Raw genomic sequence first — 25,545 nt, forward strand, 5'->3', positions numbered from 1 at the left:
ATAACCACATACCTAAGAGGAGAAACCAGTGGCTTTTATCGATGCTGTTATCGCTCGTGAGATTCTTGACTCCCGTGGAAACCCCACGGTTGAGGTCGAAATTGGTCTTACAGATGGGACGGTTAGCCGCGCGGCAGTCCCCTCCGGTGCATCCACAGGTGCTTTTGAGGCGTATGAGCTTCGTGACGGTGATAAGAATCGTTACCAGGGTAAGGGGGTACGTCAGGCTGTTGCTGCCGTCTTTGATGAGCTCGCCCCTGCGGTCGAAGATTTCTCGGCGGACGATCAGCGCCTGGTAGATGCCGCGCTCATTGCGGCTGATGGAACCGAGAACAAAAAGCACAGCGGTGCAAACGCTATCCTTGGCGTGAGCCTGGCCGTTGCAAAGGCGGCAGCCGAGTCCGCGGGACTGCCCCTTTACCGATACCTGGGTGGGCCAAACGCGCACACACTGCCCGTGCCCCTCATGAACATTATTAACGGTGGATCGCACGCCGACACAGGTGTGGATATTCAGGAGTTTATGGCCGTACCGCTGGGAGCATCCTCCTTCTCTGAGTCCCTGCAGTGGGGTGTTGAGACCTACCACTCGCTCAAGAGTCTGCTCAAGAGCAAGGGCCTGGCGACCGGTTTAGGAGACGAGGGAGGCTTTGCGCCCGATCTCCCTAACAACCGTGAGGCCCTTGACCTTATCCTTGAGGCCGTGAGGCAGGCTGGCTTTACCCCCGGTAAAGACATCGCCCTCGCGCTTGATGTTGCCTCTAGTGAGTTTTTTGAGAAGGGGGCTTACCAGTTTGAGGGTAAGGCTCGTTCTGCTGAGGAAATGGCTGCCTATTACGCCGATCTTGTTGCTAATTACCCGCTGGTCTCTATCGAGGATCCGCTTGACGAAGATGATTGGTCGGGCTGGGTGCACCTCACCTCCGAACTGGGTAACAAGGTTCAGTTGGTTGGTGACGACCTCTTTGTGACCAACCCCGTTCGACTCGAGCGGGGCATCCGCGAGCGCGCGGCTAACTCTCTGCTTGTTAAGGTCAACCAGATCGGTACCCTGACCGAGACGCTTGATGCGGTCTCTATGGCCCAGCGCGCCGGATATACCGCCATTATTTCGCACCGCTCGGGCGAAACCGAGGACACCACTATTGCCGACCTGGCTGTGGCCACCGATTGCGGACAGATTAAGACGGGTGCTCCCGCTCGCAGCGAGCGGGTTGCAAAGTATAACCAACTTCTGCGCATCGAGGAGGAGCTCGGCGGGGCAGCTCAGTTTGCGGGCCGTGCGGCGTTCCCTCGATTCCAGGGCTAGTAACCACTTTTGTGTGAGGGGGCGGGGTATCGTACCGATGTCTCGCCCTCCTGTCGCCAGCGGAGGATTCAAGAATGAATAACACCCCTAAAACCAGACGCAGGGCCGCATCTTCTCGGGAGGAATCGGCAGAACTCGGATCCTGGGTAAAAGGCCTACGATTCTCCGGTTTTTCAATCATTATGATTGGGCTTCTCGTTCTCGGCGCATTCATTATCAGTCCGAGCCTGTCGATCTATCTTAACCAGCGTCAAGAAATTGCTGCACTCGAAATCAGCGTGCAGCAAAAGCAAGAGGCGCTTGATAACGCCAACGCCGAAAAAGAACGCTGGCAGGATCCCGCCTACGTGCGGGCGGAGGCGCGCAACCGCCTCTTTTACATGATGCCCGGAGAAAATCAACTGGTTATTATCGATGACGTAGAGATTCCTGCTGCTCAGGCGGCTCCCGCATCGGCGAATCTGCAACAGACCGAGACCAATTGGGCTAGGGCTTTGGGCTACTCAATTATTAGCGCGGGGATTACGCAGGGTGATGCCGCTAGCCTGGCTCCAGAGGGATCAAAACCGACCGAGGGTGGAATCGTTGATGACCAAACTCCCACCGAGACACCCGCAGATGAAACAGGGGAATAATGCCTCGACCACCGTTTGAACCCCCTACGCAGGCCGACATTAACACGGTTACGGAACAGCTTGGCCGCCCCGCCCGTAACGTGGTGGGCATTTCTGCCCGCACTCAAGACGGTGAACCCTCTGTGGTTTCCACGGCCCCGCGATTGGATGATGGAACCCCGTTTCCCACCTTTTATTATCTGTGTCACCCCGATGCTGTTGCGGCTGTCTCGAGCCTTGAGGCTAACGGATTTATGGCCGAAATGAACGATCTCCTGCGTGAAGACGACGAGATTCGAGCCCAGTATCAGCGCGCACACGAGAGCTACATCGCCGACCGTGAGAGTATCGCGGTTGTTGAGGAAATCGCGGGAATCAGCGCTGGAGGGATGCCTGATCGAGTCAAATGCCTACACGCTCTGGTGGGGCACTCGCTTGCCGTGGGGCCGGGAACTAACCCCATTGGAGACATCGCGTTACAGCAATCCGGCTGGTCTGGTAATAAATAGCTTCAGCATTCGGTAAACTAATCTGTGGTATTGGTGCGGTTGACACTGTAACTATTGTTTTCCCATGGGCGAAAGCGCCCCCCACAATCCTTAAAATCAGTGCTAATCAAGGAAGTGCTTTTGTGTCAAAGATCCTAATTGTTGGTGGAGGTTATGCAGGTTTCTACACCGCGTGGAAGCTTGAGAAGTGGCTTCGTGCCGGTGAAGCTGAGGTGACGGTTGTTGACCCGCTTCCCTACATGGCCTATCTGCCCTTCTTGCCCGAAGTGGCCGCCGGTTCAATCGAACCTCGTCACTCCGTTGTTGCTCGCCGCCGTCACCTCAAGACCACCAAGAGCATTGCGGGCAAGGTAACCGCGATATCACACGCTGATAAAAAGGTAACCATCACTCCGAGCGCGGGTGAGCCCTACGAGTTTGAGTACGATCACATTGTCATTGCCACCGGTTCGGTGTCGCGCACATTCCCCATCCCCGGGGTTGCGGATAACGCCATCGGCATGAAAACCATTGAGGAGGCGGTCGCTGTGCGTGACCGGCTTGTCAGTAACTTCGAAAAAGCTGCGGGCCTTCCAGCGGGACCAGAGCGTGAGCGCCTGCTCACGGTGACCATCGTTGGCGGGGGATTTGCCGGTATAGAGACGTTGGGAGAGCTACGCTCATTTGCTAATCTCCTGCTGGGACGTTACCCCGAGATCTCCTTTGAGGAGACCAAGTTTCACCTGGTCGAGGCGATGGGACGAATCATGCCCGAGGTGTCGCTTGAAACCAGCCAGTGGGTTATCAAGACCCTTACGGATCGGGGATCAACGATTCACCTGGATACACAGCTCTCCTCGGCGGTGGACGGCAAGATTGAATTGTCAACGGGCGAATCTTTTGAATCTAACCTTATTGTGTGGACAGCCGGGGTGATGCCCCGACCCTTCCTGAGAGGCACGGATCTTCCCATTGGAGAGCGTGGACACGTTCGGGGACGTCCTGACCTGCGTGTGGAGGGTGACAATGGCATCCTTCAGGGTGCTTGGACCGCTGGCGATACCGCAGCGATCCCCGACATCTCAGCAACACCCGGCCCCGGAGGATTCTGCGTCCCCAACGCACAGCACGCAGTTCGGCAGGCCAAGCTCCTTGCCCGTAACATCGTTGCTGATCTGCGTGGCGAGGGACTTCTCGATTACAACCACAAAAACATGGGTGCCGTGGCCGGTCTTGGAATGAATGTTGGTGTGTTCCAATCGGGCAAGTTTGCGATGAAGGGATACTTCGCGTGGCTTGCACACCGTTTTTATCACGGCCTTGCGATTCCCGCATGGGAACGTAAGTGGCGCGTTTTTGGGGGTTGGGTAGGCCACTTCTTCCTGCGCCATGACATCGTGAGTATTGAGGCGGTGCAGCAGCCACGTGCGATCTTTGAGGAGTTTGCCTCGCGGCCCAAGCCTCCCGCGGAGACAAAGCCTTAGCAGATTTTGGTCTGTCTTTCCCCGCTCCCGGGCGCTACAGCGCACGGGAGCGGGGAAAGACGGACCTCAGCCCTGCGAGAACCGGATGATTATTCGGCGCTGGCCCTCAGCGCATCACCGTCAAGGCGAAAAGTGGACCAGCCCGTCATCGGGCGCGCGCCCATCGAACGGTAGAAATCTATCGAGGGTGTGTTCCAGTCAAGTACCGACCACTCGAGGCGCTGATAGCCATTTGCTACACACAGCGAGGCGAGTGACTTGAGTAGCTGTTTTCCGTAGCCAGAACCCCGGTACTCAGGAAGCACAAAAAGATCTTCGAGGTAGATTCCGTGGGTCCCGGTCCAGGTGGAGTAGTTTCGAAACCACAGCGCGATTCCCACAATCTCGTTATCTCTGTCAACGACATGGGCGTAAACGGAGGGGGTGTCCTCAAAGAGAGCTCGGGTAATAAGATCCTCGGTGTTTTTTACCGCATCGGGCTCACGCTCGTAGATCGCGAGTTCACGGATACACCGAAGAATGCCTGCCGCATCGTGTGGCTCGGCATTACGCATCACCGCGCCGTCGGAAAGGGAGAGGGGAGAGAGTCTCTGCATTAATCCAGTGTAGCGAAAATGAAGCTGCGGATTTTGTTAGGTCTGTGCCGCATGGCGACTTAGAAATTGGAAGACCTCGGTGTCGTCTACTCCCGGAAATGAGCCCTGGGGAAGAGGAGAAAGGACGTGTGCGTGCATGCGCGCACTCGGCCAGGAGCTATCGGCCCAGCGATTGGCGAGATCTTGTGAGGGGCGGCGACAACAGGAAGGATCGGGGCATCGTGAAACCGTGCGGTTGGTCGTGTCACGTCCGCGAAACCACTTGGCCTGATCAAAGGGAACACCAAAGCTGATGGAGAAAGACTCTGTCTCTGTGGTTCCCGTCTGGACGGTACACCAGTAGGTGCCGGCCGGAGTATCGGTGTATTGATAGAACTCGCTTGTGCGATTGGTCTGTTCAAAAGCCGTGCGTGCGCCCCAGCGACGGCACAGTATCTGTCCTTCGATGGTTCCCGTGGGGTCTGCGGGTAGGGGAAGACCGTCGTTTTCATAACCTTTTTGGAGGGATCCGTCACCGTTCGATCGTAAAAAGTGCACCTCCAGATCCAGATGGTGTGTTCCCAGATTGGTAAAGCGCTGGGCCGCCGATTCGTGTGTTACCCCAAAGGCATCACGGAAATCTTCGATTGCCAGATTACGTTCCTTCTTTGCGGTGCTCAGAAACTCCACCGCTCGCTTTTGGGGGATAAGACAGGCTGCGGCAAAATAGTTTATTTCTAAACGCTGCTGTAAGAACTCGGTGTAGCTTGAGGGGCGGTCATGACCCAAAACGGCGTGGGCCATTGCTTGGAGGGCGAGTGAACGCAGACCGTGGCCGCCGGGTATGGAAGCTGGAGGGAGATAAATACGTCCGTTTTTGAGGTCTGTGATGCTGCGGGTAGAGTGGGGTAGATCATCTACATAGATGAGGGTAAATCCTAGTTGCTCGGCCATGATGGCCACCGTGCGGTGGGTGAGGGCTCCGGTGGTATGGTTGGCCTTGCGTAACAACTCCTCAGCGAGTTCTTCGATTTCGGGGATGTAATTATTGCGCTCACGCATTCGGAGGCGGCTCTCGGTATTGGCTCGTCGTGCCTCTTCCGGGGTAGCAATGGCTGCGCGGTCTCTGCGTTCAATTTCGCGGTGGAGGCCCACGAGTGATTCGAGAGCGTCATCGGGAATCGATTTTGTTCCGCGGATGAGGGGGAGCCCCAAGCTTGCGTATACCTGGCTGTGCTGGGCCTGATCCAGCTCTATCTCGAGAGCGGATCGTTTGTCTGGCGGTGCCGTGCTGAGTAGGTCCGCGAGGTCAATGTCTAAAATTTGTGCAATTTTCTGCAGCAGCGAGAGCTTTGGTTCGCGATGGCCATTTTCGATGAGGGAGAGCTGGCTGGGGGCCATGTTGATCTGCGTGCCTAATTGCTCAAGCGTGAGACTTGCTTTCATACGGAAAAACCGGAGGCGTTTCCCCAAGGTCAGAAGTTCCACTCGGGGGGCTTGCGATGATGAGAGGGTCATAGATTTTACTATATGTTAAAAAATGAGGTTTTTGATATCCAATTTGATGCTTATGATCTCGTTTTATGACGAATCATAGGGGTATGGCAAAAATTATTGCTAACACTGTATCGTGTTATTCGTTATCGATACGTCAGCAGGCAGGACTTTTAGGAGTGTCAGTATGACCGTCATTGACTCGCTACCGACTAGAACTGATCAGCAAATGAATCCGGCACATATCCACCCGGAAAAGCTTACGGATGCTGGTGCTTCTCCCACCACAACAAACCCAGATGTCCTTACCTGGGTGGAAGAGGTTGCGGCACTCACCCAGCCGGATTACATTCACTGGTGCAGCGGGACGCAGGACGAGTGGTCCCTGCTTGCGGAGGAGCTTGTGGCCACGGGAACGCTCATCCCACTCAACAAGAATTTACGTCCCGGAAGCTTTCTGGCCCGTTCTCATCCGAATGATGTTGCACGGGTAGAAGATCGCACCTTCATCTCCACCGAACGCGAAACGGATGCGGGGCCAACAAACAACTGGGTAGCTCCGGACGAGATGCGTCAAACGCTTAAGCCGCTTTTTAGCGGTTCAATGCGTGGGCGTACCATGTATGTTGTTCCCTTTTCGATGGGTCCCGTGGGGGGTGACATCTCACAGCTGGGTATTCAACTGACCGACTCACCATACGCTGTGCTCAACATGCGGATTATGACTCGCATGGGGCAATTGGCGATGGATCACATCACACCGGGAATCGAGTGGGTAAAAACCGTACACAGCGTTGGTGCACCCCTTCTTAACGATGCGGACGATGTTGAATGGCCCTGCAACGATACAAAGTACATTTGCCATTTTCCTGAGACCCTCGAGGTATGGTCGTTCGGTTCCGGCTACGGTGGGAACGCGCTCCTCTCAAAGAAGTGCTTTGCCCTTCGTATCGCAACCGTCATGGCACGCAAGGATGGCTGGCTTGCAGAACACATGCTGCTGCTCAAGTTGACAAGCCCGGCGGGTAAAGTTTTTCACATAGCGGCAGCCTTCCCCTCCGCATGTGGCAAAACTAATCTGGCCATGCTTAAACCAACGTTGCCGGGGTGGAACGTTGAGACCATCGGGGATGATATTGCGTGGCTTCGCCCGGGAACCGACGGACAACTGCGGGCGATCAACCCTGAGGCCGGCTTTTTTGGTGTTGCACCCGGCACAGGATATGACACCAACCCCGTCGCGATGAATAGCATCTGGGGTAACACGATATTCACGAACGTAGCTCTGACCGACGACGGGGATGTGTGGTGGGAGGGAATGACAAAGACCCCACCGGCTCACGCGATTGACTGGCAGGGGAACGATTGGACTCCTGACTCCGGTCGGTTAGCGGCACATCCCAACTCGCGATTTACCGTGCCGATTAAACAGTGCCCCACACTGGCGGAGGAGTGGAACGAGAGCGATGGTGTTCCCATCGACGCAATTCTATTTGGCGGGAGACGCGCCACCAATGTTCCGCTTGTAACGGAGTCTCTTGATTGGAAACACGGTGTGTTTATGGGTGCGACGGTATCGAGTGAAAAAACCGCAGCACAGGAGGGAACCGTAGGCGAGCTTCGTCGGGATCCCTTTGGAATGCTCCCTTTTTGCGGCTACAACATGGCTGATTACTGGTCACATTGGCTGTCTATGGGAGAACTTCTCGGTGATAAAGCCCCACGAATTTTCCAGGTTAACTGGTTTCGCAAGGGTGATGACGGACGCTTCCTCTGGCCGGGATTTGGCGAGAATACGAGGGTTTTGGAGTGGGTTGTACGACGTGTTTCCGGCGAGGTGGAAGGACGTGCAGTTTCTGTAGGAACCGTTCCTGCCCCGGGAGAACTGAATCTTGAGGGAATGACTATTCCCGAGAGGGATCTTGAGGAACTTTTTACTGTAGACCCCGAGCTCTGGTTAGCGGAGTGTGATCTTACTGAAGCTTATTTTGCGCAGTTTGGCGATAGAATTCCTACGGCTTTGCGGGAACAATTGGCTGATCTACACGAACGATTGGAGCGCTCTGCTCATGAGTAGATTTTGAACGGGTTCTTCCCGTACCCGTTCAGAAAGATAAACGCCGGGTGTGTCTTTGTTCCTGTGGGCGCACCCGGCGTTTTGTTTTATGGTCGTGTTCCTGCTCCGGTAAGTGCCTCCATCGTACTTACGGTGAGGAAAGCGGCACCCGTTTGGTTGGGATGCATGACACCGTCGGCGAGAGATAAGCCCTTCATGGTGATGCCACTAATGAATGAGTTTTTGTTAGAGGCGCAGGGAGTGTTCCCTCCCGAATCGCGAAATGTGTCAACAAATTGTGCGCCGTGCTTTGCGGCGATGCTTTTCTGCATATCATTCATCTCGATTTGAACCCCGTGAAGATATTCCGTATCGATGGTGGTGAAGGGGTAGGAATCTGGAAAGGTCTTGGGGGGAATAATCGTGAGTGCGGGGGTGAAACAACCTTTTGCATCCTGCGGGACGTGGATGGCTCCGGGGAAAAGAGCGGGGTATCCAACCACAAGAATCTTTGCGTTTTTTGCCGTCGCTGAAATCGTGGCGAGCAAGTTGTCAAAGGCAGGTTTAACGGTTTTTTCTAGTGTTTCCCTGAGCTGATCAATCCCGCCGTCGGGGGCATATTTTGCTTTGCAGTTATTGCCTTTACCGAGGATAAGGCTGCCCTGAGGTCCCCATGCGGCACACTGGGAAAGTACGGAGTAAAAGCCCATGTCATTGCCGCCTATTGTAACGGTGACCAGGTCGGTTTCGGGGGTGAGACTATTGAGCTGTGTCGGAGCAATTGCTCCGACAGTTGTCTTTTGGGGGACACTAACGATGTTTGCAATGGTTGCACCAGAACAGGTTGCATCATCAAGTTGATACCCAAGTGCTTGTGCAATGCGGTGCGGATAGTTATCGTGTGATTGCGAGCAACCAGCGGCGGGCAGGGGAGTATAGTTGCCAAGGCCAAACCCTGAGGCGTAGGAATCTCCCAGGGCAACGTAGCGTGTCGGTTTATTCTCTTGGGGGGAAGCGAGAGCTGAGGGTGCGTAGAGTGTTGATAAAACCAGTAGAGGAATTGTTGTGAGTGCGGGAATTGCCCAGCGGGCAGTGTGCTTTTTCATCAATCATCCTTATATTTTGAGGAAATAAATTATGCGAGGGGATGAGTGTGGATCAGCTTATAAGTAGGTCAATATAAAGATCAATGAGAGTTGTTTATACTTGCTTAAAATCAAGGTCGATTAAAAATTTTGTCACACATCTAAATATTTTTCGGTAGAACCTATTGCTCTGGGGCTGAATCAGATTAACCGCGGGCAATGACAGAAGAAACACCGGGAACCGGGCGCGGTGAGACATAAGAATACAACGTGCCGCCCGGAATTGTATTCTTGAGAATATTAATTGTGTGGCTGCAAAACTGTATGTACGTTACGCCGAATTGCAGCCACAACGCAAGTTATCTATATTGGCGAGTAGCTTCGCGAATCTGCTCAGCGAAGCGGTAAATATCGGCAGGAGTATCAACGGGATACCTCGTCTCAACCTTGTTTTCATCGAGAAGCCCAAGGTATTTTTGTGCGGCGTTGAAATGCAGCCTGGCGATTGGTTTGCGGTTGTTATCGTCAAGGAGGATGCCAAAATACGATTGGGTGTCGCGATGAACGATCCGCTCCGGGGAAACTTCGCTGCACGCTATAGCACGAACAACTTGGAAGCCCTCTAGTTCTTGGTCAGTTGTTACGATGAGGTTTTCCTTATCTGTTTCCCTGGCCAATTCGGACGGTTCTGTGTTCTCAGGTACCCCATCATCCATTGCAGCCTTGAGTCGATCGTTGATTCTGTCATTCAAAAATTGCTTTGAAGCCTTAGCGACAAGATCAACAAAGTACTCTCGCATCTTTGCAGTCAAAACCCCAGAATAAAAGCGGGCCGCGAGGAATTTCACCCAGTCTTCGTCCGCTGTCGTAAAAAGCCCAGCAAGAACCCGTCTTAGCTCTCCAATATATTTCAGATCCTCTGCTGCGCTGATTACAGATTCAAGGTCGAAAACATCTTTACGAAGCTTGTGTAACTCGGGAACTAGAGTTGCGTCAATATCTGATAGCGTGAGCGTGAGGAAGGGCTTTTCATCCATTCGGTTTGGTGCGTCAAGATCCGTAAAAAAATGATATTCATCACCATTTGTCAGAACTCTAATTCGGGCGTTTGCTGCAGCAAAGTAACGAAAAAGTTGGGAAGCATGTTTGACGTGCAGGGGCTCACCAATTTTTTTGCACTCGATTAGCACTTGCGCTGTTCCATCACGAATGATTGCGTAGTCAATTTTCTCACCTTTTTTGGTTCCAACGTCTGCCGTAAACTCGGGTACAACCTCAGAAGGATTAAAGACGTCATACCCTAGGACATGTGAGATGAAAGGCATTACGAAAGCATTCTTTGTTGCTTCTTCAGTCTCTATTGAGTCACGTTGATTGCTGATCTTCGTCGATAGGCTCGCTAAGCGTTCGGTGATTTCCGTGTACATTGCCTCTACTCATTGATAAAAGACTATTGCTCCTGATGTTAGTGATAATCAGGGGATTTCGGTAATCCACAGTGTATAGTTGAAGCTTTTTGTAAAATTGATGTACCCCCAGTCGGACTCGAACCGACACTGAAATGATTTTAAGTCATTTGCCTCTGCCATTGGGCTATGGGGGCTGGTGCCCTATACATACTAGCGAAAACATGTAGCTGTATTCTGCATTAAAGCACTGTCACGGGGTAAATATTGGACTTTTTATCGCGGGGGTAGAACGGTCCTGAAGGTTGGGCGGAATTCCTGTATCGGTCATTCTTGTTGCGCATCGACGGAGGGACCGTGTCTTAGACGCTGATGAGGCCCTTCGCAGTGAGTTCGGCAAGCGCCCTCCACGCGGTGAGCGGGATTCCAGAGGTCTCGTGTAGTCGAGCGGCGGCTTCTTCTACCGTGGGTACGGTTTTTCTGAGGAAGGGAACAAAACCCCACCCGGGTTCGGGGCGGAACGCAGCGACCGGCTTACCCTGTCGCGTGGCGCTACTCTCCATGATTGTGAGGATGTCATCGTATCGGGGACCCGCGTTGATCGCAGGAAAGCGCTTAGCATAGTCCCAGCGAACCCAGGCATATCGGAAAGCGCGACTGATAGTGACCTCATTGGCGCTTAAACCCTCAATCCCGACGTCTAGGCAACCGAGGGCAAGGCCCTCGCCAATGATGGTTTGTTGGCGGTTTTTGGTAAGCTGAATCTTCCGAGCCATTGTTCTCCTGACTACTTCGAAAATCAAGCCTATCGTGTGATGCCCGTCTCTTTGTTCATCCGGAAAGACTCGTTATTTCTTCAAATATCGGTTTTTGACTAGGCTCGACCCTACCCCCACTTAAATGAGAAGGAAGAGTGTTTATGGTTCTCATGAGACTTCTTGCCCATCAGCTGCGCCCCCACTGGTTATTGCTGGTGTGGGTTGTAGTTTTTCAACTTGCGCAGGCTCTCCTCTCCCTCTATCTCCCCACCCTTAATGCAAACATCATCGATCAGGGAGTGGCTAGGGGAGACACCGGCTACATCATGTCCACAGGTGGTTTTATGCTCGTGCTGACCCTGTTGCAGGTTATCTGCTCAATTACCGCGGTGTATTTTGGTGCAAAAACAGCCATGCGTGTGGGTAGGGACCTCAGAACCGCTATTTTTCATCGGGTGGGAGAGTTTTCCGAGCGGGAAGTTTCGCAGTTTGGTGCGCCCTCACTCATCACAAGAAACACCAACGATGTGCAACAGGTGCAAATGTTTGTTCTGATGACCTGTACCCTGCTGATCTCCGCACCGATCCTTGCCGTTGGTGGAATTGCTATGGCTATGCGGCAGGATCTTGAACTCTCCTGGTTAATTGCGGTGAGCGTCCCCGTTCTCCTCCTGGCAGTGAGCGCAATCATTGTGAAGATGGTTCCGCTTTTTCAATTGATGCAGGAGCGGATCGACAACGTCAACCGGGTGCTGCGCGAACAGCTTGTTGGTATTCGTGTTGTGCGCGCTTTTGTTCGCGAACCTCTTGAAACTCGCCGATTTGAGGTGGCCAACGAGGAAGTTACGGATGCTGGGCTACGGGCCGGTCGTCTTTTTGCTCTCATGTTTCCAGTAGTCATGCTTGTTCTAAACGTGTCAAGTGTGGCCGTGATCTGGTTTGGTGCTTTTCGCATTGAGGATCGCTCGATGGAGATTGGAACCCTCACAGCTTTTCTCACCTACCTCATGCAGATTCTCATGTCCGTCATGATGGCGACCTTTATGGCGGTGCTTGCCCCGCGTGCCGCCGTGTGTGCTAAACGGATCAGTGAGATCCTGCATACGGAATCATCGGTGACTCCTCCTGAAGACCCTGTGGAACCCTCTCAGCATAACGGAAGTATCACCCTAAAAGAGGTTGACTTTTCCTACCCCGGTGCAGAGCAGGCCGTCTTGAGTAATATTAGTTTTACCGCGACCCCGGGACAGACAACCGCAATTATTGGGAGCACAGGCTCGGGAAAAACCACTCTGATTAATCTGCTCCCGCGCCTTTTTGACGTGACCGGTGGGTCGGTTGTTATCGATGGGGTAGATATTCGCCGAATGAACCCTGAAAGTCTCTGGACCCGCATTGGCCTGGTCCCGCAAAAACCCTATCTTTTTTCGGGAACGGTGGCGAGTAATCTTCGCTATGGGCGGCCTGAGGCAAGTGATGAGGAACTGTGGGCGGCGCTTAAAACGGCCCAGGCGGAAGACTTCGTGCGAGCGATGCCGCACGGGCTAGAGTCGCTTATTGCACAGGGCGGCACAAACGTTTCTGGTGGACAGCGACAGCGTCTCGCAATTGCACGGGCTCTCGTAAAAAAGAGCGAGATATACGTTTTTGACGACTCATTCTCGGCTCTTGACCTTGCTACAGATGCTCGCCTACGGGCAGCGCTCGCTCGGGATATTGGGCATGCGACTCTTGTCATCGTGGCGCAGCGCGTGTCAACCATCGTCGGGGCCGACCAGATCCTGGTTCTTGAAGATGGAGAGATTGTGGGTCGAGGAACCCACGACGAGTTACTAGCAAACAATAAAACCTACGCTGAGATCGTTTCGTCGCAGCTTGTTGCAGAGGAGGCGCTGTGAGCAGCACGGAGAAAATGAGTGACGACAAAGTTCCTGCGCGTCCCTCGGGGCCGGTTGGACGTGGACCTATGGGACCCATGGGAGGTGGGGGGCCCGCGCAAAAGGCGTTGAATTTCGGGGCAAGCTCAAGACGTTTTGTGCGGCGACTTCGTCCCGAGCAGTGGAGAATGTATGTCGTCGGTTTTCTTGCGGTGGTGAGCGTTTTCTTCTCTGTGCTCGGCCCAAAACTCTTGGGTGATGGGGTAAATATCGTCTTTTCTGGCGCTATTTCTTTGTCGCTTCCCAAAGGGGCTACTCAGGCTCAAGTTGTTCAGGAAATGCGAACCAGGGGTGATAACCAACAGGCTGACATGCTCAGCAGTATGGAGCTTACCCCGGGACACGGGATTGACTTTGGAGCCCTGGGGCGAATATTGGTGGTGGTGTTAGCGCTATATATACTCTCATCGGTATTTAGCTGGATGCAAGCGTACATTCTTAACGGGATTGTGCAGAGAACCGTTTACCGCCTGCGTGAGGATGTCGAGCACAAGATTAACTCTCTACCCTTGCGCTACTTCGATAAAATGCAGCGGGGAGAGCTTTTGAGTCGGGTCACAAACGACATTGATAACATCTCCCAAACGCTTCAGCAGACCCTGAGCCAGGTGCTCACGTCGCTGCTGACGGTAGTGGGGGTAACCGTGATGATGTTTGTCGTGTCACCCCTGTTGGCTCTGATCGCGCTCATCACTATTCCGCTGACGCTCATCATTACCGTGTTGATTGCAAAGCGGTCACAGAAACATTTTGTGGCTCAGTGGAAATATACCGGTGAGCTTAACGGCCAGGTTGAGGAAGCCTTTAGCGGACACTCCCTCGTGAAGGTTTTTGGTCGTCACCGTGAGGTGGAGGAAGTCTTCCGAGCGAAAAATGAAGAGATGTATCGCGCTAGCTTCAGCGCGCAATTTATATCTGGAATGATCATGCCCTCGATGATGTTTGTCGGAAACCTCATGTACGTGGTTATTGCGGTTGTGGGTGGTCTCCGTGTGGCGTCGGGCACGATGCAATTGGGTGACGTCACCGCTTTTATCCAGTACTCCCGACAGTTCACGCAGCCCCTTACACAATTGGGGTCGATGGCCAACCTCTTGCAATCGGGAGTGGCCTCGGCCGAGCGCGTGTTTGAACTGCTTGACGCAGAAGAACAGTCGAGTGACGCAGATCCGGCAGAGAGTCCTAACAAAGACAAAGGTCGTCTGGTCTTTGAAAACGTAAGCTTTAGTTACTCCGAGGATAAGCCGCTCATCACCGACCTTTCTCTCGTAGCAGAACCCGGCCAGACCGTGGCGATTGTTGGACCAACCGGGGCGGGTAAGACCACCCTGGTTAACCTCATCATGCGTTTTTACGAGTTAAACTCCGGTCGTATTACACTGGATGGAACCGATATCGCCCGCATGACTCGCAGCGATCTACGCGGTCGTACCGGAATGGTTCTCCAGGACACCTGGCTCTTTAGCGGGACGATTCGTGAGAACATCGCCTACGGTCGTCCCGACGCCACCGAGGAAGAGATACTACACGCGGCAAAGGCTACCTACGTGGATCGTTTTGTTCGTTCGCTTCCCGATGGCTACGATACTGTGCTGAGTGACGAGGGATCAAACGTGAGCGCTGGAGAAAAACAGCTCCTCACCATAGCTCGGGCGTTTCTCTCTCACCCCAGCGTGCTCATCCTTGATGAGGCCACAAGCTCTGTGGATACTCGAACTGAGCTGCTGGTTCAAAAAGCCATGAGTGCCCTCCGAGCGGATCGAACTAGTTTCGTGATTGCACACCGCCTCTCAACAATCAGAGACGCCGACCTTATTTTGGTGATGGAGTCTGGAAGTATCGTGGAGCAGGGCAGCCACAGCGAACTTCTAGAAAAACGCGGGGCGTATCACGCGCTCTATAATTCCCAATTTGCGGGGGCGGTTACCGAAGAAAGTGACGGGAGAGAATAGCGAACGGGGGAGGGTTGGCCCCCAGCATATTGTCGCTCTCTACCGCCCCTCCTATCGGCACGGCCACGCTAGACAACGGGACGAATTTCGCCGACAATTGCATGCCCCCCGGTGATACTGAGATTTAACCGGGGTGCTACACGCTCAACCTCCGTGCGGGGAAGGGCACCTGCCTGAACTAGGAGCTCAAGCGCGGTTATGCTTGCCGCTCTCAGGCTACCGTCAAGTATCGTGAGTGCAACCGTTGTGCCGTTGGGCGCCCCCATAATCATGACTCCCTCAGCACCGAACTTTGCAAAGACTTTTAATTCGTCAATGACAACGCTATTGGGCTGTCCCGGGCCGGCAATGACCCAGCCGTTTGCAAGAATGTTTTTGTGTAGCTCTGCGGCGGTGCGATGGAGGGGAAACGGTGAACTCGACCGGGCCGTTACGAGCCTACGGGTGGCACGCGCAAGGCCGATTAGGCTGAGCGCGTAGACCGGGGCACCACAACCGTCAACCCCGGACACCGTTATTTTCTCGCCCGAAAAACGCTGCACCGTATCGCGGATATGAGCCTGAAGGGGGTGATCCTCATTCAGGTAGCTTTCGGTAGGCCAGTCGTTAACAACACAGGCAAGAAGCATTGCCGCGTGTTTGCCCGAGCACGCCATAAACATAGGGCTGGGATCAAGTCCTTCACGAAGCACCTGACCGCGCGCATCGCTGTCTAGAGGGATATCCGCCGGACACTGCAGAGCGGATGCATCGAGATTAGCGAGGTTAAGAATCTGCTGAACGAGCGCAAGGTGGCGTGCGGTTCCCGTATGACTGGAAGCGGCGATGGCGGAAAGCTCGGGGAGAAGAGAAACGTTGCTGGTGAGTACGGCAAGCGCCTGCAGAGGTTTGAGTGCGGAACGCGGAAAGATGAGGTCTCGTGGGTTGCCTAGCTCACGAATGATCTCACCCTCACTATTGAGGACAATGGCGGAACCCATATGGCGTGACTCAACAAACCCGCTGCGGGTCACAACGGCAAGCTGGGCCGCGTCACTCGGGCTAAAGATCTCGGTGCTCATTCAAACGAGTTTACCGTGAAAGGAAGCTTTTTACTCTGATAAACCCGCTTGCTGAAAACCCGTGCGAAGTGAGCGTGTGTTGTAGGGTGAGGGAATGCGCAGCGAACATCGTTACGAGGTAACCGTTGAGTGGCAGGGTAATAACGGGACGGGAACAAGCGGATATCGCGACTACAGCCGTAAGCACACCATTTATGCGAGCGGCAAACACCCTGTTGAGGGTTCTGCCGATAGCTATTTTTGGGGGGATTCCGATCGTTGGAATCCCGAAGAGATGCTTCTTGCTTCACTCTCCCAGTGCCACATGCTGTCATATCTGTATGTTGCTGCGCGAGATGGGATAGTGGTGACGTCATATCGTGACAGGGTGAGCGGTACCATCAGACTGGATGGGGGCGGTGGGGGAGAATTTACCTCGGCCACTCTCAGCCCCGTGGTAACGATCGCTGAAGAAGAGATGGCTTTGTCGGCGCGGACAGCGCATCAAATCGCGGGTAAGCTCTGTTTTATCGCCAGATCGGTGAACTTTCCAATTGCCTACGAGCCGGTCATTCATTATCAGGACTCTTCGGGAGAGGCTCGCGTGTAACATCAGTCTCTCAGGCCTTAGGATAGAGACTATGTCCAACGGTTCACCGTTTTTTATCACCACACCCATTTTTTACGTGAACGATGTTCCACACATTGGCCACGCCTATACCGAGGTTGCCGCTGACGTGCTGGCACGCTGGCATCGCCAAGCAGGAGACGATACTTGGCTCCTCACGGGCACCGACGAGCACGGACAAAAGATTCTGCGCACCGCAACAGCCAACGGTGTTACACCACGGGAGTGGGCAGACAAGCTGGTCGAGGAAGCCTGGCTCCCAATGCTCAAAACGCTTGATATCCGCAACGACGATTTCATTCGCACCACGGATGACCGCCACGGAAAAAACGTAAAGAAGTTCCTTCAGCATCTATACGACGGCGGGCACATATACGCGGGAGAGTTTGAAGCGCTGTACTGCGTGGGGTGCGAGGAATTTAAACCCGATAGTGAAATTGTGATGGGAACGGGTGAATACGAGGGCGTGAAGGTGTGCGCCATTCACTCCAAGCCGCTTGAGCTTTTGCAGGAAAAAAACTACTTTTTCCGAATGAGCGATTTTCAGGATCGACTGCTTGCCCTCTACGAGGAACGTCCAGACTTTATCCAACCGGCGAGCGCACGCAATGAGGTTATTGCGTTTGTTCAGCAGGGGCTTAAAGATCTCTCGATCTCGCGCTCAAGTTTTGACTGGGGAATTACAATTCCCTGGGACAGCACCCACGTAACCTACGTGTGGTTTGACGCGCTTCTCAACTACATCACTGCAGTGGGATACGGCGAGAACGAAGAGGAGTTCAGCAGACGCTGGCCCGCGCGCCATATCGTGGGTAAAGACATTCTGCGTTTTCACGCTGTAATTTGGCCCGCTATGCTCATGGCGGCAGGGATTGAGGTACCCAAGAGCGTGTTTGCTCACGGCTGGCTACTGGTCGGCGGTGAGAAGATGTCCAAGTCAAAGCTCACCGGAATCGCGCCGAACGAGATCACCGATACTTTTGGCTCGGACGCCTTCCGTTACTACTTCTCACGCGCGATAAGTTTTGGACAAGACGGTTCGTTTAGCTGGGAAGATCTGAACGCTCGCTATCATGCGGAGCTTGCGAACGGTTTTGGTAACCTGGCGAGTAGGGTGCTTGCCATGAACGCTCGTTACTACAGTGGGAGCATTCCCTCTCCGGGAACGATAACAGATGCGGACCGTGAGATTCAGAGTATCGCTGAGAGAGCGGCAATCGAAGCAAACAAAGCAATCGAAGCTTTCCAAATCCATGAGGCGCTTGCTCACGTTTGGACTGTGGTGGACGCTCTGAACGGCTACATTACAGATCAGGAGCCGTGGGCGCTCGCGAAGGACGAGAGTGCGCGTGAGCGTTTGGGAACAGTTCTCTATACCGCAACCGAGGGTCTGCGGGTTCTTGCCGTTTTGCTCTCTCCCGTTATCCCTCGCGCTACCGAGAAGCTGTGGGCTGCGCTGAACGCGGAGTCGGCTTTGGGCGCTCTGGTCGAGCAGAATATTCGAAACGCGGGGATCTGGGGACAGCTTCCGCCGGGTAATCCTGTGGAAGCGTTGGAAGTCCTCTTCCCTCGGGTAGAGTCCTCTTCCTAGAGCAGTGGGTCTATCACAATGAATGCAGATAAGCCCGTTCGAGTACGAGAAAAAACTGAGGGGCGTGACCTCAGCTATCCTCCCGTTCCAGAGAAGCTGACCGTTCCTCTCTACGACAACCACACCCATCTGGAGATTGAGGACGGGGAATCGGGTATGGATCCGAACGAGCAGCTCGACCGTGCTGAGCGTGTTGGGGTCCGCGGTATTGTACAGGTGGGTACGGATCTCGATACGAGTCGTTGGTCGGCCCGACTGGCCGCCTGCGATCGGCGGGTGTTGGCTGCTGTTGCGCTGCACCCGAACGAGGCTCCACGATTAGCAGAGCGGGGTGTTCTCGAGGAGCACATCGCCGGTGTTGCTGAGCTTGCAACGCAACCGAGGGTTCGTGCCGTGGGGGAGACGGGGCTGGATTTCTTTCGCACCGGTGAGGCGGGGCGAGAGAGTCAGTTGTACTCGTTTGAACAGCACATCGAGATTGCCAAGCAGCACGATTTAGCGTTGCAGATCCATGACCGTGATGCGCACGAACAGGTGGTCGAGACGCTTCTACGTGTGGGGGCGCCGGAACGCACCGTGTTTCACTGCTACTCGGGTGATGAACAGCTGGCCGCGATCTGCGCGGATAACGGATGGTATATGTCGTTTGCCGGAACCATAACCTTTAAGAACGCGGTTAATCTACGATCTTCGCTTCGTGTTGCTCCGCGGTCACTGATTATGGTGGAAACGGATGCCCCGTTTCTCACCCCCATGCCCTATCGGGGGCGCCCCAACTCTGCGTACCTTCTTCCACTCACCGTTCGTTACATGGCCGATGTTCTGGACGCGGATCTAGAGGTGTTATGCAGTCAAATTGCTTATAACACGGAACAGGTCTATGGGGATTGGGCGAGTGATGAGTGAGCGTGAGGCACACGTTACCCTTCTTGGACCAACAGAAATACGCGATCTTGCGGAACTGTTGGGGATAGTACCCACAAAAAAGCTGGGGCAAAACTTTGTTATTGATCCCAATACGGTGCGTCGAATCGTACGCACTGCCGGGGTGAGGACAGGGGAGAGCGTTGTTGAGATTGGCCCGGGGCTAGGATCCCTCACGCTCGGATTGCTCGAGGTCGGAGCTTCGGTGGTTGCGGTCGAGATTGACGGGCGACTCGCGGCGCAGTTACCAAAGACAGTCCAGCGCCTGGCTCCAGACTCTTCTCTCACGGTTATTCATCGTGATGCGATGCACGTTATCGAACTACCAAGCGCTCCGATGCGACTTGTTGCCAACCTGCCCTATAACGTATCTGTTCCGGTATTGCTGCACTTCATGGAGCACTTTCCGACGATTGTTGCGGGTGTTGTGATGGTACAGGCCGAAGTGGGGAACCGGATAGCCGCCATACCCGGCTCCAAAGTTTACGGTGCCCCGAGCGTGAAAGCTGAATGGTATGGTTCCTGGCGCACTCACGGACAGGTGAGTCGACAAATTTTTTGGCCCGTTCCTAACGTTGATTCGGTGTTGGTGGGTTTCGAGCGGCGTGAGAGACCGCTGGGTGACGAGGCTGAGCGCTTGGCTACCTTTACCCTGATAGATGCGGGGTTCCAGCAGCGGCGTAAGATGCTGCGACAGTCTCTGCAATCGGTGCTGGGTGATACCGCTACGGCGTCGGAGATCATTGAGGCCGCCGGGGTTCGCCCGGAAAGCCGTAGTGAACAGCTGACGGTGCATGATTTTCTTGCCATAGCGCGTATAGCCGATAGACACACAAAGATACACTAGGAAATATGGTGCAGAACACAGAGGGTACAGAGCCATCGGACGCTTCGGAAGCGGAAAATTCTGGCACAAAAAGCCGGGACCGTGAAGACTCCCACAGTGAGAATGCATCGCGGGGTTCGGGCGGCTGGAGAGTTGCCTCACCCGAGTCTTCTCGGTTGGGCGCGAGTTCAGACAGATCCATTCCATCCGTGTCGTCTAATGCGGCGGCTTCGGTTGCCGCCGCAATTGACTCGGTCAAATCTAATATGCACGAGGGTGGTGAGGGCTGGCAGGATGACTCTGCACCCGCCCTTGATGAGTTTGTGAAAAAAGAGAAAATAGGGTCTCGAACGAGCGACGCTGCGCTGGTTGTCTTGGGTATTCTCGCGGGTGTGTATATTCTCTATACTGTCGGTTGGGTGAGTATCGCCCGAGACTATGCCCTTTACTACTCGCTAGTGGTTACCTCCAGCGGGGCTGTGGGCGACGTTATGTACCAGATTTTAATTTGGCTCACAGCGGCAACACCGGCTATTTGGGGTGCCGCGGTTATTGTGCTGACAAAAGGGTCGTCCGTGTGGAAGCGGATTACCTGGCTTGCGCTGGGGGCCATATTCCTTATTCCGCTGCCCTCCCTCTTTCAGCAGGTGATTTACTAGTGTCTTCGAATTCTCAAGAAGTGAATGTGATCCGTGATGGTCGATATTCCCAGGTGACCAATGTGTCTGGACGGGCTGTGTCGCGGCGCAGTATATTGTGGACCTGGATCGTCTCGATATTATTTTTCTTCTTTTATGCCTTTGCTGTTTTTGCCGCCCTGGGAAATTTGATCGGCGTAACTCAGATTGCAAACGTGCTCGGGGCGAACATTTCTTTTGTGGGATGGATAGTTCTTATCATCGGCATTGTCTTTCCTCCCATTATCTTTGGGCTTGGCGTATGGCTGGGACGTAAACGCAGTGTTCTTTCGCGTGCGCTCGTCTTGCTCGCCGGTCTTGGTCTTGTAGCAATCGTGATGATTAATACGCTGCAGAGCATTCGACTTGGTACCTTCTTTATTTAGTAGACTCGAAACCACCTGCCCACCACCTGATCGTAGGAAATTTTATTTCCCTCATCCCCGCACCGAAAGATTTCCCCGTGACAAAACCGGTCGTGCTCATAGCCGAAGAACTTTCCCCCGCAACTATTGATTCCTTAGGGTCGGATTTTCACATTGTGAATGTTGATGGCACCGACCGTGCGGCGCTTCTCTCTGAAGTGGCCTCTGCTGATGCCATTCTGGTTCGGTCTGCTACTCAGGTTGACGCGGAGGTGTTGGCGGCAGCCCCGAACCTTAAGGTTATTGCCCGAGCGGGCGTTGGCCTTGACAACGTTGATATTAAAACCGCAACTGCCGGTGGGGTAATGGTTGTCAATGCCCCCACCTCAAACATCATTAGTGCCGCTGAGCTCACCGTGGGTCACATTCTCAGTCTTGCACGCCACATTCCCCAGGCACACGAGGCGCTATCCAGGGGAGACTGGAAGCGCTCCGCCTATACGGGCACGGAGCTTTATGAAAAAACGATCGGAATTATTGGGCTGGGACGTATCGGTGCCCTGGTTGCGGAACGACTTAAGGGTTTTGGTGTGCACCTTGTGGCATACGATCCATATGTAACCAGCGCCCGTGCACAGCACCTGGGGGTACAGCTGGTCACCCTCGACGAATTGCTTCAGCAGGCTGACTTCCTTACCATCCACATGCCTAAGACCCCCGAAACCACCGGAATGATTGGTGCTGAACAACTGGCGCAAATGAAGAGCACCGCCTATGTTGTTAATGTGGCCCGTGGCGGTCTGATTGACGAGGATGCTCTGTATTACGCGCTACAACAAAAAACTATTGCCGGGGCTGGGCTTGACGTCTATGTGCAGGAACCGCCGCGTGACTTGCCGCTTATCGGGCTCCCCAACGTGGTTGTTACACCTCATCTGGGGGCCTCGACCGACGAAGCGCAGGAAAAAGCTGGGGTGTCGGTTGCTAAATCAGTGCGTCTTGCCCTGGAAGGTGAGCTTGTTCCCGACGCGGTTAACGTTGCCGGTGGGGTTATCGATCCCTACGTCCGCCCGGGGCTTCCCTTGACAGAAAAACTGGGCCAGGTTTTCTCGGCGCTTGCGCACAGTCCGCTCACAAGCGTAGACATTGAGGTGCACGGGGAACTCTCTCACCACGACATAAAGGTACTACGTTTAGCCGCGCTTAAAGGAATCTTTACCAACGTTGTGAGCGAGCCACTTTCTTATGTAAACGCGCCCCTTATTGCCGAGCAGCGGGGTATAGAGGTTCGGCTTCTGAGCGATGAGGTTTCGGACGCTTATCGCAACGTTATAACCCTGCGTGGTGCCCTGAGCGATGGATCACAGATTTCGGTTTCTGGAACCCTCAGTGGACCCAAACAGATCGAAAAGCTTGTTGAGATTAACGGTTACGATGTGGAGCTTCCTTTTGCTGAGCACATGATTGTCTTTACGTACAGGGACCGCCCGGGAATCGTTGCTGCGTACGGACGTCTTTTGGGTGATGCGGGAATCAACATAGCGGGACTTCAGATTGCGCGTGACTCGGAGGCGGGTCGCGCCCTGAGCGTCCTCAGTATTGACTCACCGGCTCCGGATGAACTCCTTACGCAGGTGCGTGACGAGATTTTGGCTGACACTCTGCGCCAGATCGACATCATTAGTTAGGGTGTGCCATGAGGTGACACATCGCTGTAGCGTGCGGAAGGGTGGATGACGCCGTCTACCGAGTCTTCTCGAAGAGGAGAAGGGGCAGCAAGCGCGCTGTTACGAGGAAACGAGCGCCTGACGGGCGGTAAAAAGGCTTATCGCTCTGCTAGGCTAAAGGTGCTGCCTTTTGTGGGTAGTGTATAAAATATTGAGTGAAAAAACGAGTGCGCAGACAATGCGCTGGTCTTCGGTGGTGGGTCACTATGTCCTCGAGCGAGAGCACATAGTGGTTTTCTACTGTTGATCAGCAGCGATTAAAGCTGAACGTTGAGTGCGTGCTCCTCACCTAATTTAAAACAAGGAGAAAAACTCTTGGAAGGTCCAGAGATTAAATTTGCTGAAACCGTTCTTGATAACGGAAAATTCGGCACCCGTACCATTCGTTTTGAAGCCGGTCGTCTCGCGCAGCAGGCTCAGGGAGCGGTAGCCGCTTACCTAGACGAAGAGACCATGCTGCTCTCCGCAACAAGCGTGAGCAAACGCCCCAAAGAAAACTTCGATTTCTTCCCGCTGACGGTTGATGTCGAGGAGCGTTCGTACGCCGCCGGAAAGATCCCCGGATCCTTTTTCCGTCGTGAAGGACGCCCCTCAACAGAGGCTATCCTGGTGTGTCGTCTGATTGACCGGCCCCTGCGTCCTTCGTTTGTGGATGGCCTCCGCAATGAGGTTCAGATTGTCGTCACTGTTTTGAGTATTGCTCCGGGCGAGTTCTATGACGCCCTGGCCATTAACGCGGCTTCGGCCTCTACCCAGATCTCGGGTCTGCCGTTCTCGGGACCGATTGCCGGTGTTCGATTGGCGCTTATCGGAGATCAGTGGGTGGCCTTCCCTCGGGCAGCACAGCTTGAGGAAGCAGTGTTCGATCTCATGGTTGCCGGACGTGTTGTTGTTGCGCCCGATGGTAGCGAGGACGTTGCCATCATGATGGTGGAAGCAGAAGCAACAGAAAATAGCTGGAACCTTATCCAGGGAGGTGCACAAAAACCCAATGAGGCAATCGTTGCTCAGGGACTTGAGGCGGCAAAGCCCTTCCTCAAGCAGCTTGTCAAAGCTCAGGAACAGCTTGCCACTCAAGCAGCCAAAGAGGTCGCAGACTACCCGGTTTTTCCGGCATATTCAGATGAGACCTATGGGGCTGTGGCCGCGCTGGCCGAGGCCGAACTGGTTAATATCTATCAGATTGCAGACAAGGTAGAACGTCAAAGTGCTGACGACGCGCTGAAAGAGCGCGTCGTTACGGCAATCGGTGTCAAGATAGAAAATGGCGAGCTTCCTGAAGACGCCGCCGAACAGCTTTCTGCCGCCTACAAATCTGTAACAAAAAACGTTGTTCGTGGGCGTATCCTTGCCGAAGGCGTACGTATTGATGGTAGAGGCCTACGCGACATTCGTGCCCTGGATGCCGAGGTTCAGGTGATTCCACGTGTGCACGGTTCGGCTATCTTCCAGCGTGGCGAGACCCAAATTCTTGGTGTTACCACGCTCAACATGCTCAAGATGGAGCAGCAGATCGATTCGCTCTCGCCCGTGAAGGCCAAGCGTTACCTGCACCACTACAACTTTCCGCCCTATTCAACGGGTGAAACCGGTCGTGTGGGTAGCCCTAAGCGTCGCGAAATTGGACACGGATTCCTTGCGGAGCGCGCACTTGCACCCGTGCTTCCATCGCGCGAAGAGTTTCCCTACGCTATCCGTCAGGTTTCTGAAGCGCTGAGCTCCAATGGTTCCACCTCGATGGGATCTGTGTGCGCATCCACACTCTCATTGCTGAACGCCGGTGTGCCCCTCCGCGCACCCGTTGCCGGCATCGCCATGGGATTGGTGAGTGATGAGATAGACGGTGAGACCCGTTACGCTGCCCTCACAGATATCCTGGGTGCGGAAGACGCGCTCGGTGATATGGACTTTAAAGTGGCGGGAACAAGCGAATTTATCACCGCTATCCAGCTGGATACCAAGCTTGACGGCATTCCGGCTTCGGTTTTGGCGGGAGCTCTCACCCAGGCAAAAGAGGCTCGGACCACCATCCTTAACGTTCTTACCCAGGCGATCGATACTCCCGACGAGATGGCCCCCACGGCCCCCCGGGTGATTACGGTGAATATTCCCGTCGATAAGATCGGTGAGCTCATTGGGCCCAAGGGTAAGACAATTAACTCGATCCAGGATGAAACCGGAGCCGACATCTCGATTGATGACGATGGAACCGTATACATCGGTGCCGTTGATGGCCCCTCGGCTGAGGCTGCACGGATTCAGGTGAATGCTATTGCTAACCCGCAGAATCCTGAAATCGGGGAACAGTACCTGGGAACAGTTGTAAAGAACGCCGCGTTTGGTGCGTTTATTTCCCTACTGCCGGGCAAAGACGGCCTGTTGCACATCTCTGAGGTGCGCAAGCTTGCCGGAGGAAAACGGGTAGAGAACGTTGACGATGTGCTCTCGATCGGACAAAAGGTGCTTGTTGAGATCACCAAGATTGATGATCGTGGCAAGCTGTCGCTTTCCCCGGTTCTTGAGGAGGATGCGTCTGAGGCATCCACCGACAACAGCGGGGAAGCCTCAGAATAAAGTGCCTTCTGGGCGATAAGGCCTGATACAAGGTG

At 54.1% G+C, this 25,545-nt stretch carries 21 protein-coding genes and 1 tRNA gene; 15 read left to right on the plus strand and 7 right to left on the minus strand.

Features of this window, described 5'->3' with window-relative positions; genetic code table 11:
• Positions 1-28 precede the first annotated feature (28 nt).
• The 4 genes from eno (at position 29) to FrondiHNR_RS04800 (ending at position 3,895) form a co-directional block, all read left to right on the plus strand.
• Complete coding sequence (gene eno / locus FrondiHNR_RS04785; RefSeq protein ID WP_279354109.1) at positions 29-1,309, plus strand: phosphopyruvate hydratase; 1,281 nt, start codon at positions 29-31, stop codon at positions 1,307-1,309.
• 74 nt (positions 1,310-1,383) lie between these two features.
• On the plus strand, positions 1,384-1,944 hold the full coding sequence (locus tag FrondiHNR_RS04790; RefSeq protein WP_279354110.1) for a septum formation initiator family protein: 561 nt from the start codon (positions 1,384-1,386) through the stop codon (positions 1,942-1,944).
• Positions 1,944-2,432 carry a DUF501 domain-containing protein gene (locus tag FrondiHNR_RS04795; protein ID WP_279354111.1) on the plus strand — a complete coding sequence of 163 codons (489 nt, stop codon included), beginning with the start codon at positions 1,944-1,946 and terminating at the stop codon, positions 2,430-2,432. The genes FrondiHNR_RS04790 and FrondiHNR_RS04795 overlap by 1 nt, the downstream gene beginning before the upstream one ends.
• A gap of 122 nt (positions 2,433-2,554) precedes the next feature.
• On the plus strand, positions 2,555-3,895 hold the full coding sequence (locus FrondiHNR_RS04800) for an FAD-dependent oxidoreductase (RefSeq protein WP_279354112.1): 1,341 nt from the start codon (positions 2,555-2,557) through the stop codon (positions 3,893-3,895).
• Positions 3,896-3,984: 89 nt separating this feature from the next.
• On the opposite strand, the gene FrondiHNR_RS04805 is transcribed toward FrondiHNR_RS04800, so the two are convergent.
• A complete protein-coding gene (locus tag FrondiHNR_RS04805; protein WP_279354113.1) occupies positions 3,985-4,491 on the minus strand; it encodes a GNAT family N-acetyltransferase in 507 nt (168 codons plus the stop codon).
• 36 nt (positions 4,492-4,527) lie between these two features.
• Positions 4,528-5,988: an XRE family transcriptional regulator gene (locus FrondiHNR_RS04810; protein ID WP_279354114.1), complete on the minus strand. Its 1,461-nt coding sequence runs from the start codon at positions 5,986-5,988 to the stop codon at positions 4,528-4,530.
• A gap of 163 nt (positions 5,989-6,151) precedes the next feature.
• On the opposite strand from FrondiHNR_RS04810, the gene FrondiHNR_RS04815 reads away from it, so the two are divergent.
• The gene (locus FrondiHNR_RS04815; RefSeq protein WP_279354115.1) at positions 6,152-8,041 is read left to right on the plus strand and encodes a phosphoenolpyruvate carboxykinase (GTP); all 1,890 of its coding nucleotides are present in this window, start codon (positions 6,152-6,154) and stop codon (positions 8,039-8,041) included.
• Between the two features lie 86 nt (positions 8,042-8,127).
• Here the strand turns inward: FrondiHNR_RS04815 and FrondiHNR_RS04820 are convergent, their stop codons facing one another.
• From FrondiHNR_RS04820 to FrondiHNR_RS04835, 4 genes are all read right to left on the minus strand, one after another.
• On the minus strand, positions 8,128-9,126 hold the full coding sequence (locus tag FrondiHNR_RS04820) for an SGNH/GDSL hydrolase family protein (RefSeq protein WP_279354116.1): 999 nt from the start codon (positions 9,124-9,126) through the stop codon (positions 8,128-8,130).
• 338 nt (positions 9,127-9,464) lie between these two features.
• Entirely contained in the window at positions 9,465-10,532 is a 1,068-nt protein-coding gene (locus tag FrondiHNR_RS04825; protein WP_279354117.1) for a type I restriction endonuclease, read from the minus strand.
• A 103-nt stretch (positions 10,533-10,635) separates the two neighbouring features.
• Positions 10,636-10,708, minus strand: a tRNA-Leu gene (locus FrondiHNR_RS04830).
• A 165-nt stretch (positions 10,709-10,873) separates the two neighbouring features.
• Entirely contained in the window at positions 10,874-11,287 is a 414-nt protein-coding gene (locus FrondiHNR_RS04835) for a hypothetical protein (protein ID WP_279354118.1), read from the minus strand.
• Positions 11,288-11,430: 143 nt separating this feature from the next.
• Here FrondiHNR_RS04835 and FrondiHNR_RS04840 point away from each other — a divergent pair, with 143 nt between their 5' ends.
• Both FrondiHNR_RS04840 and FrondiHNR_RS04845 read left to right on the plus strand, forming a co-directional pair.
• Positions 11,431-13,167 (plus strand): ABC transporter ATP-binding protein, encoded by a 1,737-nt coding sequence (locus FrondiHNR_RS04840; RefSeq protein ID WP_279354119.1) that lies wholly within the window; start codon positions 11,431-11,433, stop codon positions 13,165-13,167.
• Between the two features lie 14 nt (positions 13,168-13,181).
• On the plus strand, positions 13,182-15,158 hold the full coding sequence (locus FrondiHNR_RS04845) for an ABC transporter ATP-binding protein (protein WP_279354469.1): 1,977 nt from the start codon (positions 13,182-13,184) through the stop codon (positions 15,156-15,158).
• A 68-nt stretch (positions 15,159-15,226) separates the two neighbouring features.
• Here the strand turns inward: FrondiHNR_RS04845 and FrondiHNR_RS04850 are convergent, their stop codons facing one another.
• Complete coding sequence (locus FrondiHNR_RS04850; protein ID WP_279354120.1) at positions 15,227-16,219, minus strand: asparaginase; 993 nt, start codon at positions 16,217-16,219, stop codon at positions 15,227-15,229.
• Positions 16,220-16,313: 94 nt separating this feature from the next.
• Between FrondiHNR_RS04850 and FrondiHNR_RS04855 the strand changes: the two genes are divergently transcribed.
• The 8 genes from FrondiHNR_RS04855 (at position 16,314) to FrondiHNR_RS04890 (ending at position 25,510) form a co-directional block, all read left to right on the plus strand.
• Positions 16,314-16,808 (plus strand): OsmC family protein, encoded by a 495-nt coding sequence (locus FrondiHNR_RS04855; protein WP_279354121.1) that lies wholly within the window; start codon positions 16,314-16,316, stop codon positions 16,806-16,808.
• A gap of 31 nt (positions 16,809-16,839) precedes the next feature.
• Positions 16,840-18,417 carry a methionine--tRNA ligase gene (gene metG / locus FrondiHNR_RS04860; protein WP_279354122.1) on the plus strand — a complete coding sequence of 526 codons (1,578 nt, stop codon included), beginning with the start codon at positions 16,840-16,842 and terminating at the stop codon, positions 18,415-18,417.
• A gap of 18 nt (positions 18,418-18,435) precedes the next feature.
• Positions 18,436-19,323, plus strand: coding sequence for a TatD family hydrolase (locus FrondiHNR_RS04865; RefSeq protein ID WP_279354123.1), 888 nt, complete (start codon positions 18,436-18,438; stop codon positions 19,321-19,323).
• Entirely contained in the window at positions 19,298-20,188 is an 891-nt protein-coding gene (gene rsmA, locus FrondiHNR_RS04870) for a 16S rRNA (adenine(1518)-N(6)/adenine(1519)-N(6))-dimethyltransferase RsmA (RefSeq protein ID WP_279354124.1), read from the plus strand. Before FrondiHNR_RS04865 ends, rsmA begins: the two co-directional genes overlap by 26 nt.
• A 5-nt stretch (positions 20,189-20,193) precedes the next feature.
• Complete coding sequence (locus FrondiHNR_RS04875) at positions 20,194-20,826, plus strand: hypothetical protein (protein ID WP_279354125.1); 633 nt, start codon at positions 20,194-20,196, stop codon at positions 20,824-20,826.
• Positions 20,826-21,230, plus strand: a complete 405-nt coding sequence (locus tag FrondiHNR_RS04880) for a hypothetical protein (RefSeq protein ID WP_279354126.1) — start codon at positions 20,826-20,828, stop codon at positions 21,228-21,230. The genes FrondiHNR_RS04875 and FrondiHNR_RS04880 overlap by 1 nt, the downstream gene beginning before the upstream one ends.
• 77 nt (positions 21,231-21,307) lie before the next feature.
• On the plus strand, positions 21,308-22,897 hold the full coding sequence (serA, locus tag FrondiHNR_RS04885) for a phosphoglycerate dehydrogenase (protein WP_279354127.1): 1,590 nt from the start codon (positions 21,308-21,310) through the stop codon (positions 22,895-22,897).
• A gap of 354 nt (positions 22,898-23,251) precedes the next feature.
• Complete coding sequence (locus tag FrondiHNR_RS04890) at positions 23,252-25,510, plus strand: polyribonucleotide nucleotidyltransferase (protein WP_279354128.1); 2,259 nt, start codon at positions 23,252-23,254, stop codon at positions 25,508-25,510.
• Positions 25,511-25,545 lie beyond the last annotated feature (35 nt).

The organism is Lysinibacter sp. HNR (assembly GCF_029760935.1).
Classification (GTDB): domain Bacteria; phylum Actinomycetota; class Actinomycetes; order Actinomycetales; family Microbacteriaceae; genus HNR.

What these genes read in the sequence shown, in the direction of transcription:
- FrondiHNR_RS04790 (WP_279354110.1), top strand. Translation starts at nt 1,384, where the DNA reads ATGAATAACACCCCTAAAACCAGACGCAGGGCCGCATCTTCTCGGGAG.
- FrondiHNR_RS04795 (WP_279354111.1), top strand. Translation starts at nt 1,944, where the DNA reads ATGCCTCGACCACCGTTTGAACCCCCTACGCAGGCCGACATTAACACG.
- FrondiHNR_RS04805 (WP_279354113.1), bottom strand. Translation starts at nt 4,491, where the DNA reads ATGCAGAGACTCTCTCCCCTCTCCCTTTCCGACGGCGCGGTGATGCGT.
- FrondiHNR_RS04810 (WP_279354114.1), bottom strand. Translation starts at nt 5,988, where the DNA reads ATGACCCTCTCATCATCGCAAGCCCCCCGAGTGGAACTTCTGACCTTG.
- FrondiHNR_RS04815 (WP_279354115.1), top strand. Translation starts at nt 6,152, where the DNA reads ATGACCGTCATTGACTCGCTACCGACTAGAACTGATCAGCAAATGAAT.
- FrondiHNR_RS04820 (WP_279354116.1), bottom strand. Translation starts at nt 9,126, where the DNA reads ATGAAAAAGCACACTGCCCGCTGGGCAATTCCCGCACTCACAACAATT.
- FrondiHNR_RS04825 (WP_279354117.1), bottom strand. Translation starts at nt 10,532, where the DNA reads ATGTACACGGAAATCACCGAACGCTTAGCGAGCCTATCGACGAAGATC.
- FrondiHNR_RS04835 (WP_279354118.1), bottom strand. Translation starts at nt 11,287, where the DNA reads ATGGCTCGGAAGATTCAGCTTACCAAAAACCGCCAACAAACCATCATT.
- FrondiHNR_RS04840 (WP_279354119.1), top strand. Translation starts at nt 11,431, where the DNA reads ATGGTTCTCATGAGACTTCTTGCCCATCAGCTGCGCCCCCACTGGTTA.
- FrondiHNR_RS04845 (WP_279354469.1), top strand. Translation starts at nt 13,182, where the DNA reads ATGAGTGACGACAAAGTTCCTGCGCGTCCCTCGGGGCCGGTTGGACGT.
- FrondiHNR_RS04850 (WP_279354120.1), bottom strand. Translation starts at nt 16,219, where the DNA reads ATGAGCACCGAGATCTTTAGCCCGAGTGACGCGGCCCAGCTTGCCGTT.
- FrondiHNR_RS04855 (WP_279354121.1), top strand. Translation starts at nt 16,314, where the DNA reads ATGCGCAGCGAACATCGTTACGAGGTAACCGTTGAGTGGCAGGGTAAT.
- metG (WP_279354122.1), top strand. Translation starts at nt 16,840, where the DNA reads ATGTCCAACGGTTCACCGTTTTTTATCACCACACCCATTTTTTACGTG.
- FrondiHNR_RS04865 (WP_279354123.1), top strand. Translation starts at nt 18,436, where the DNA reads ATGAATGCAGATAAGCCCGTTCGAGTACGAGAAAAAACTGAGGGGCGT.
- rsmA (WP_279354124.1), top strand. Translation starts at nt 19,298, where the DNA reads ATGGGGATTGGGCGAGTGATGAGTGAGCGTGAGGCACACGTTACCCTT.
- FrondiHNR_RS04875 (WP_279354125.1), top strand. Translation starts at nt 20,194, where the DNA reads ATGGTGCAGAACACAGAGGGTACAGAGCCATCGGACGCTTCGGAAGCG.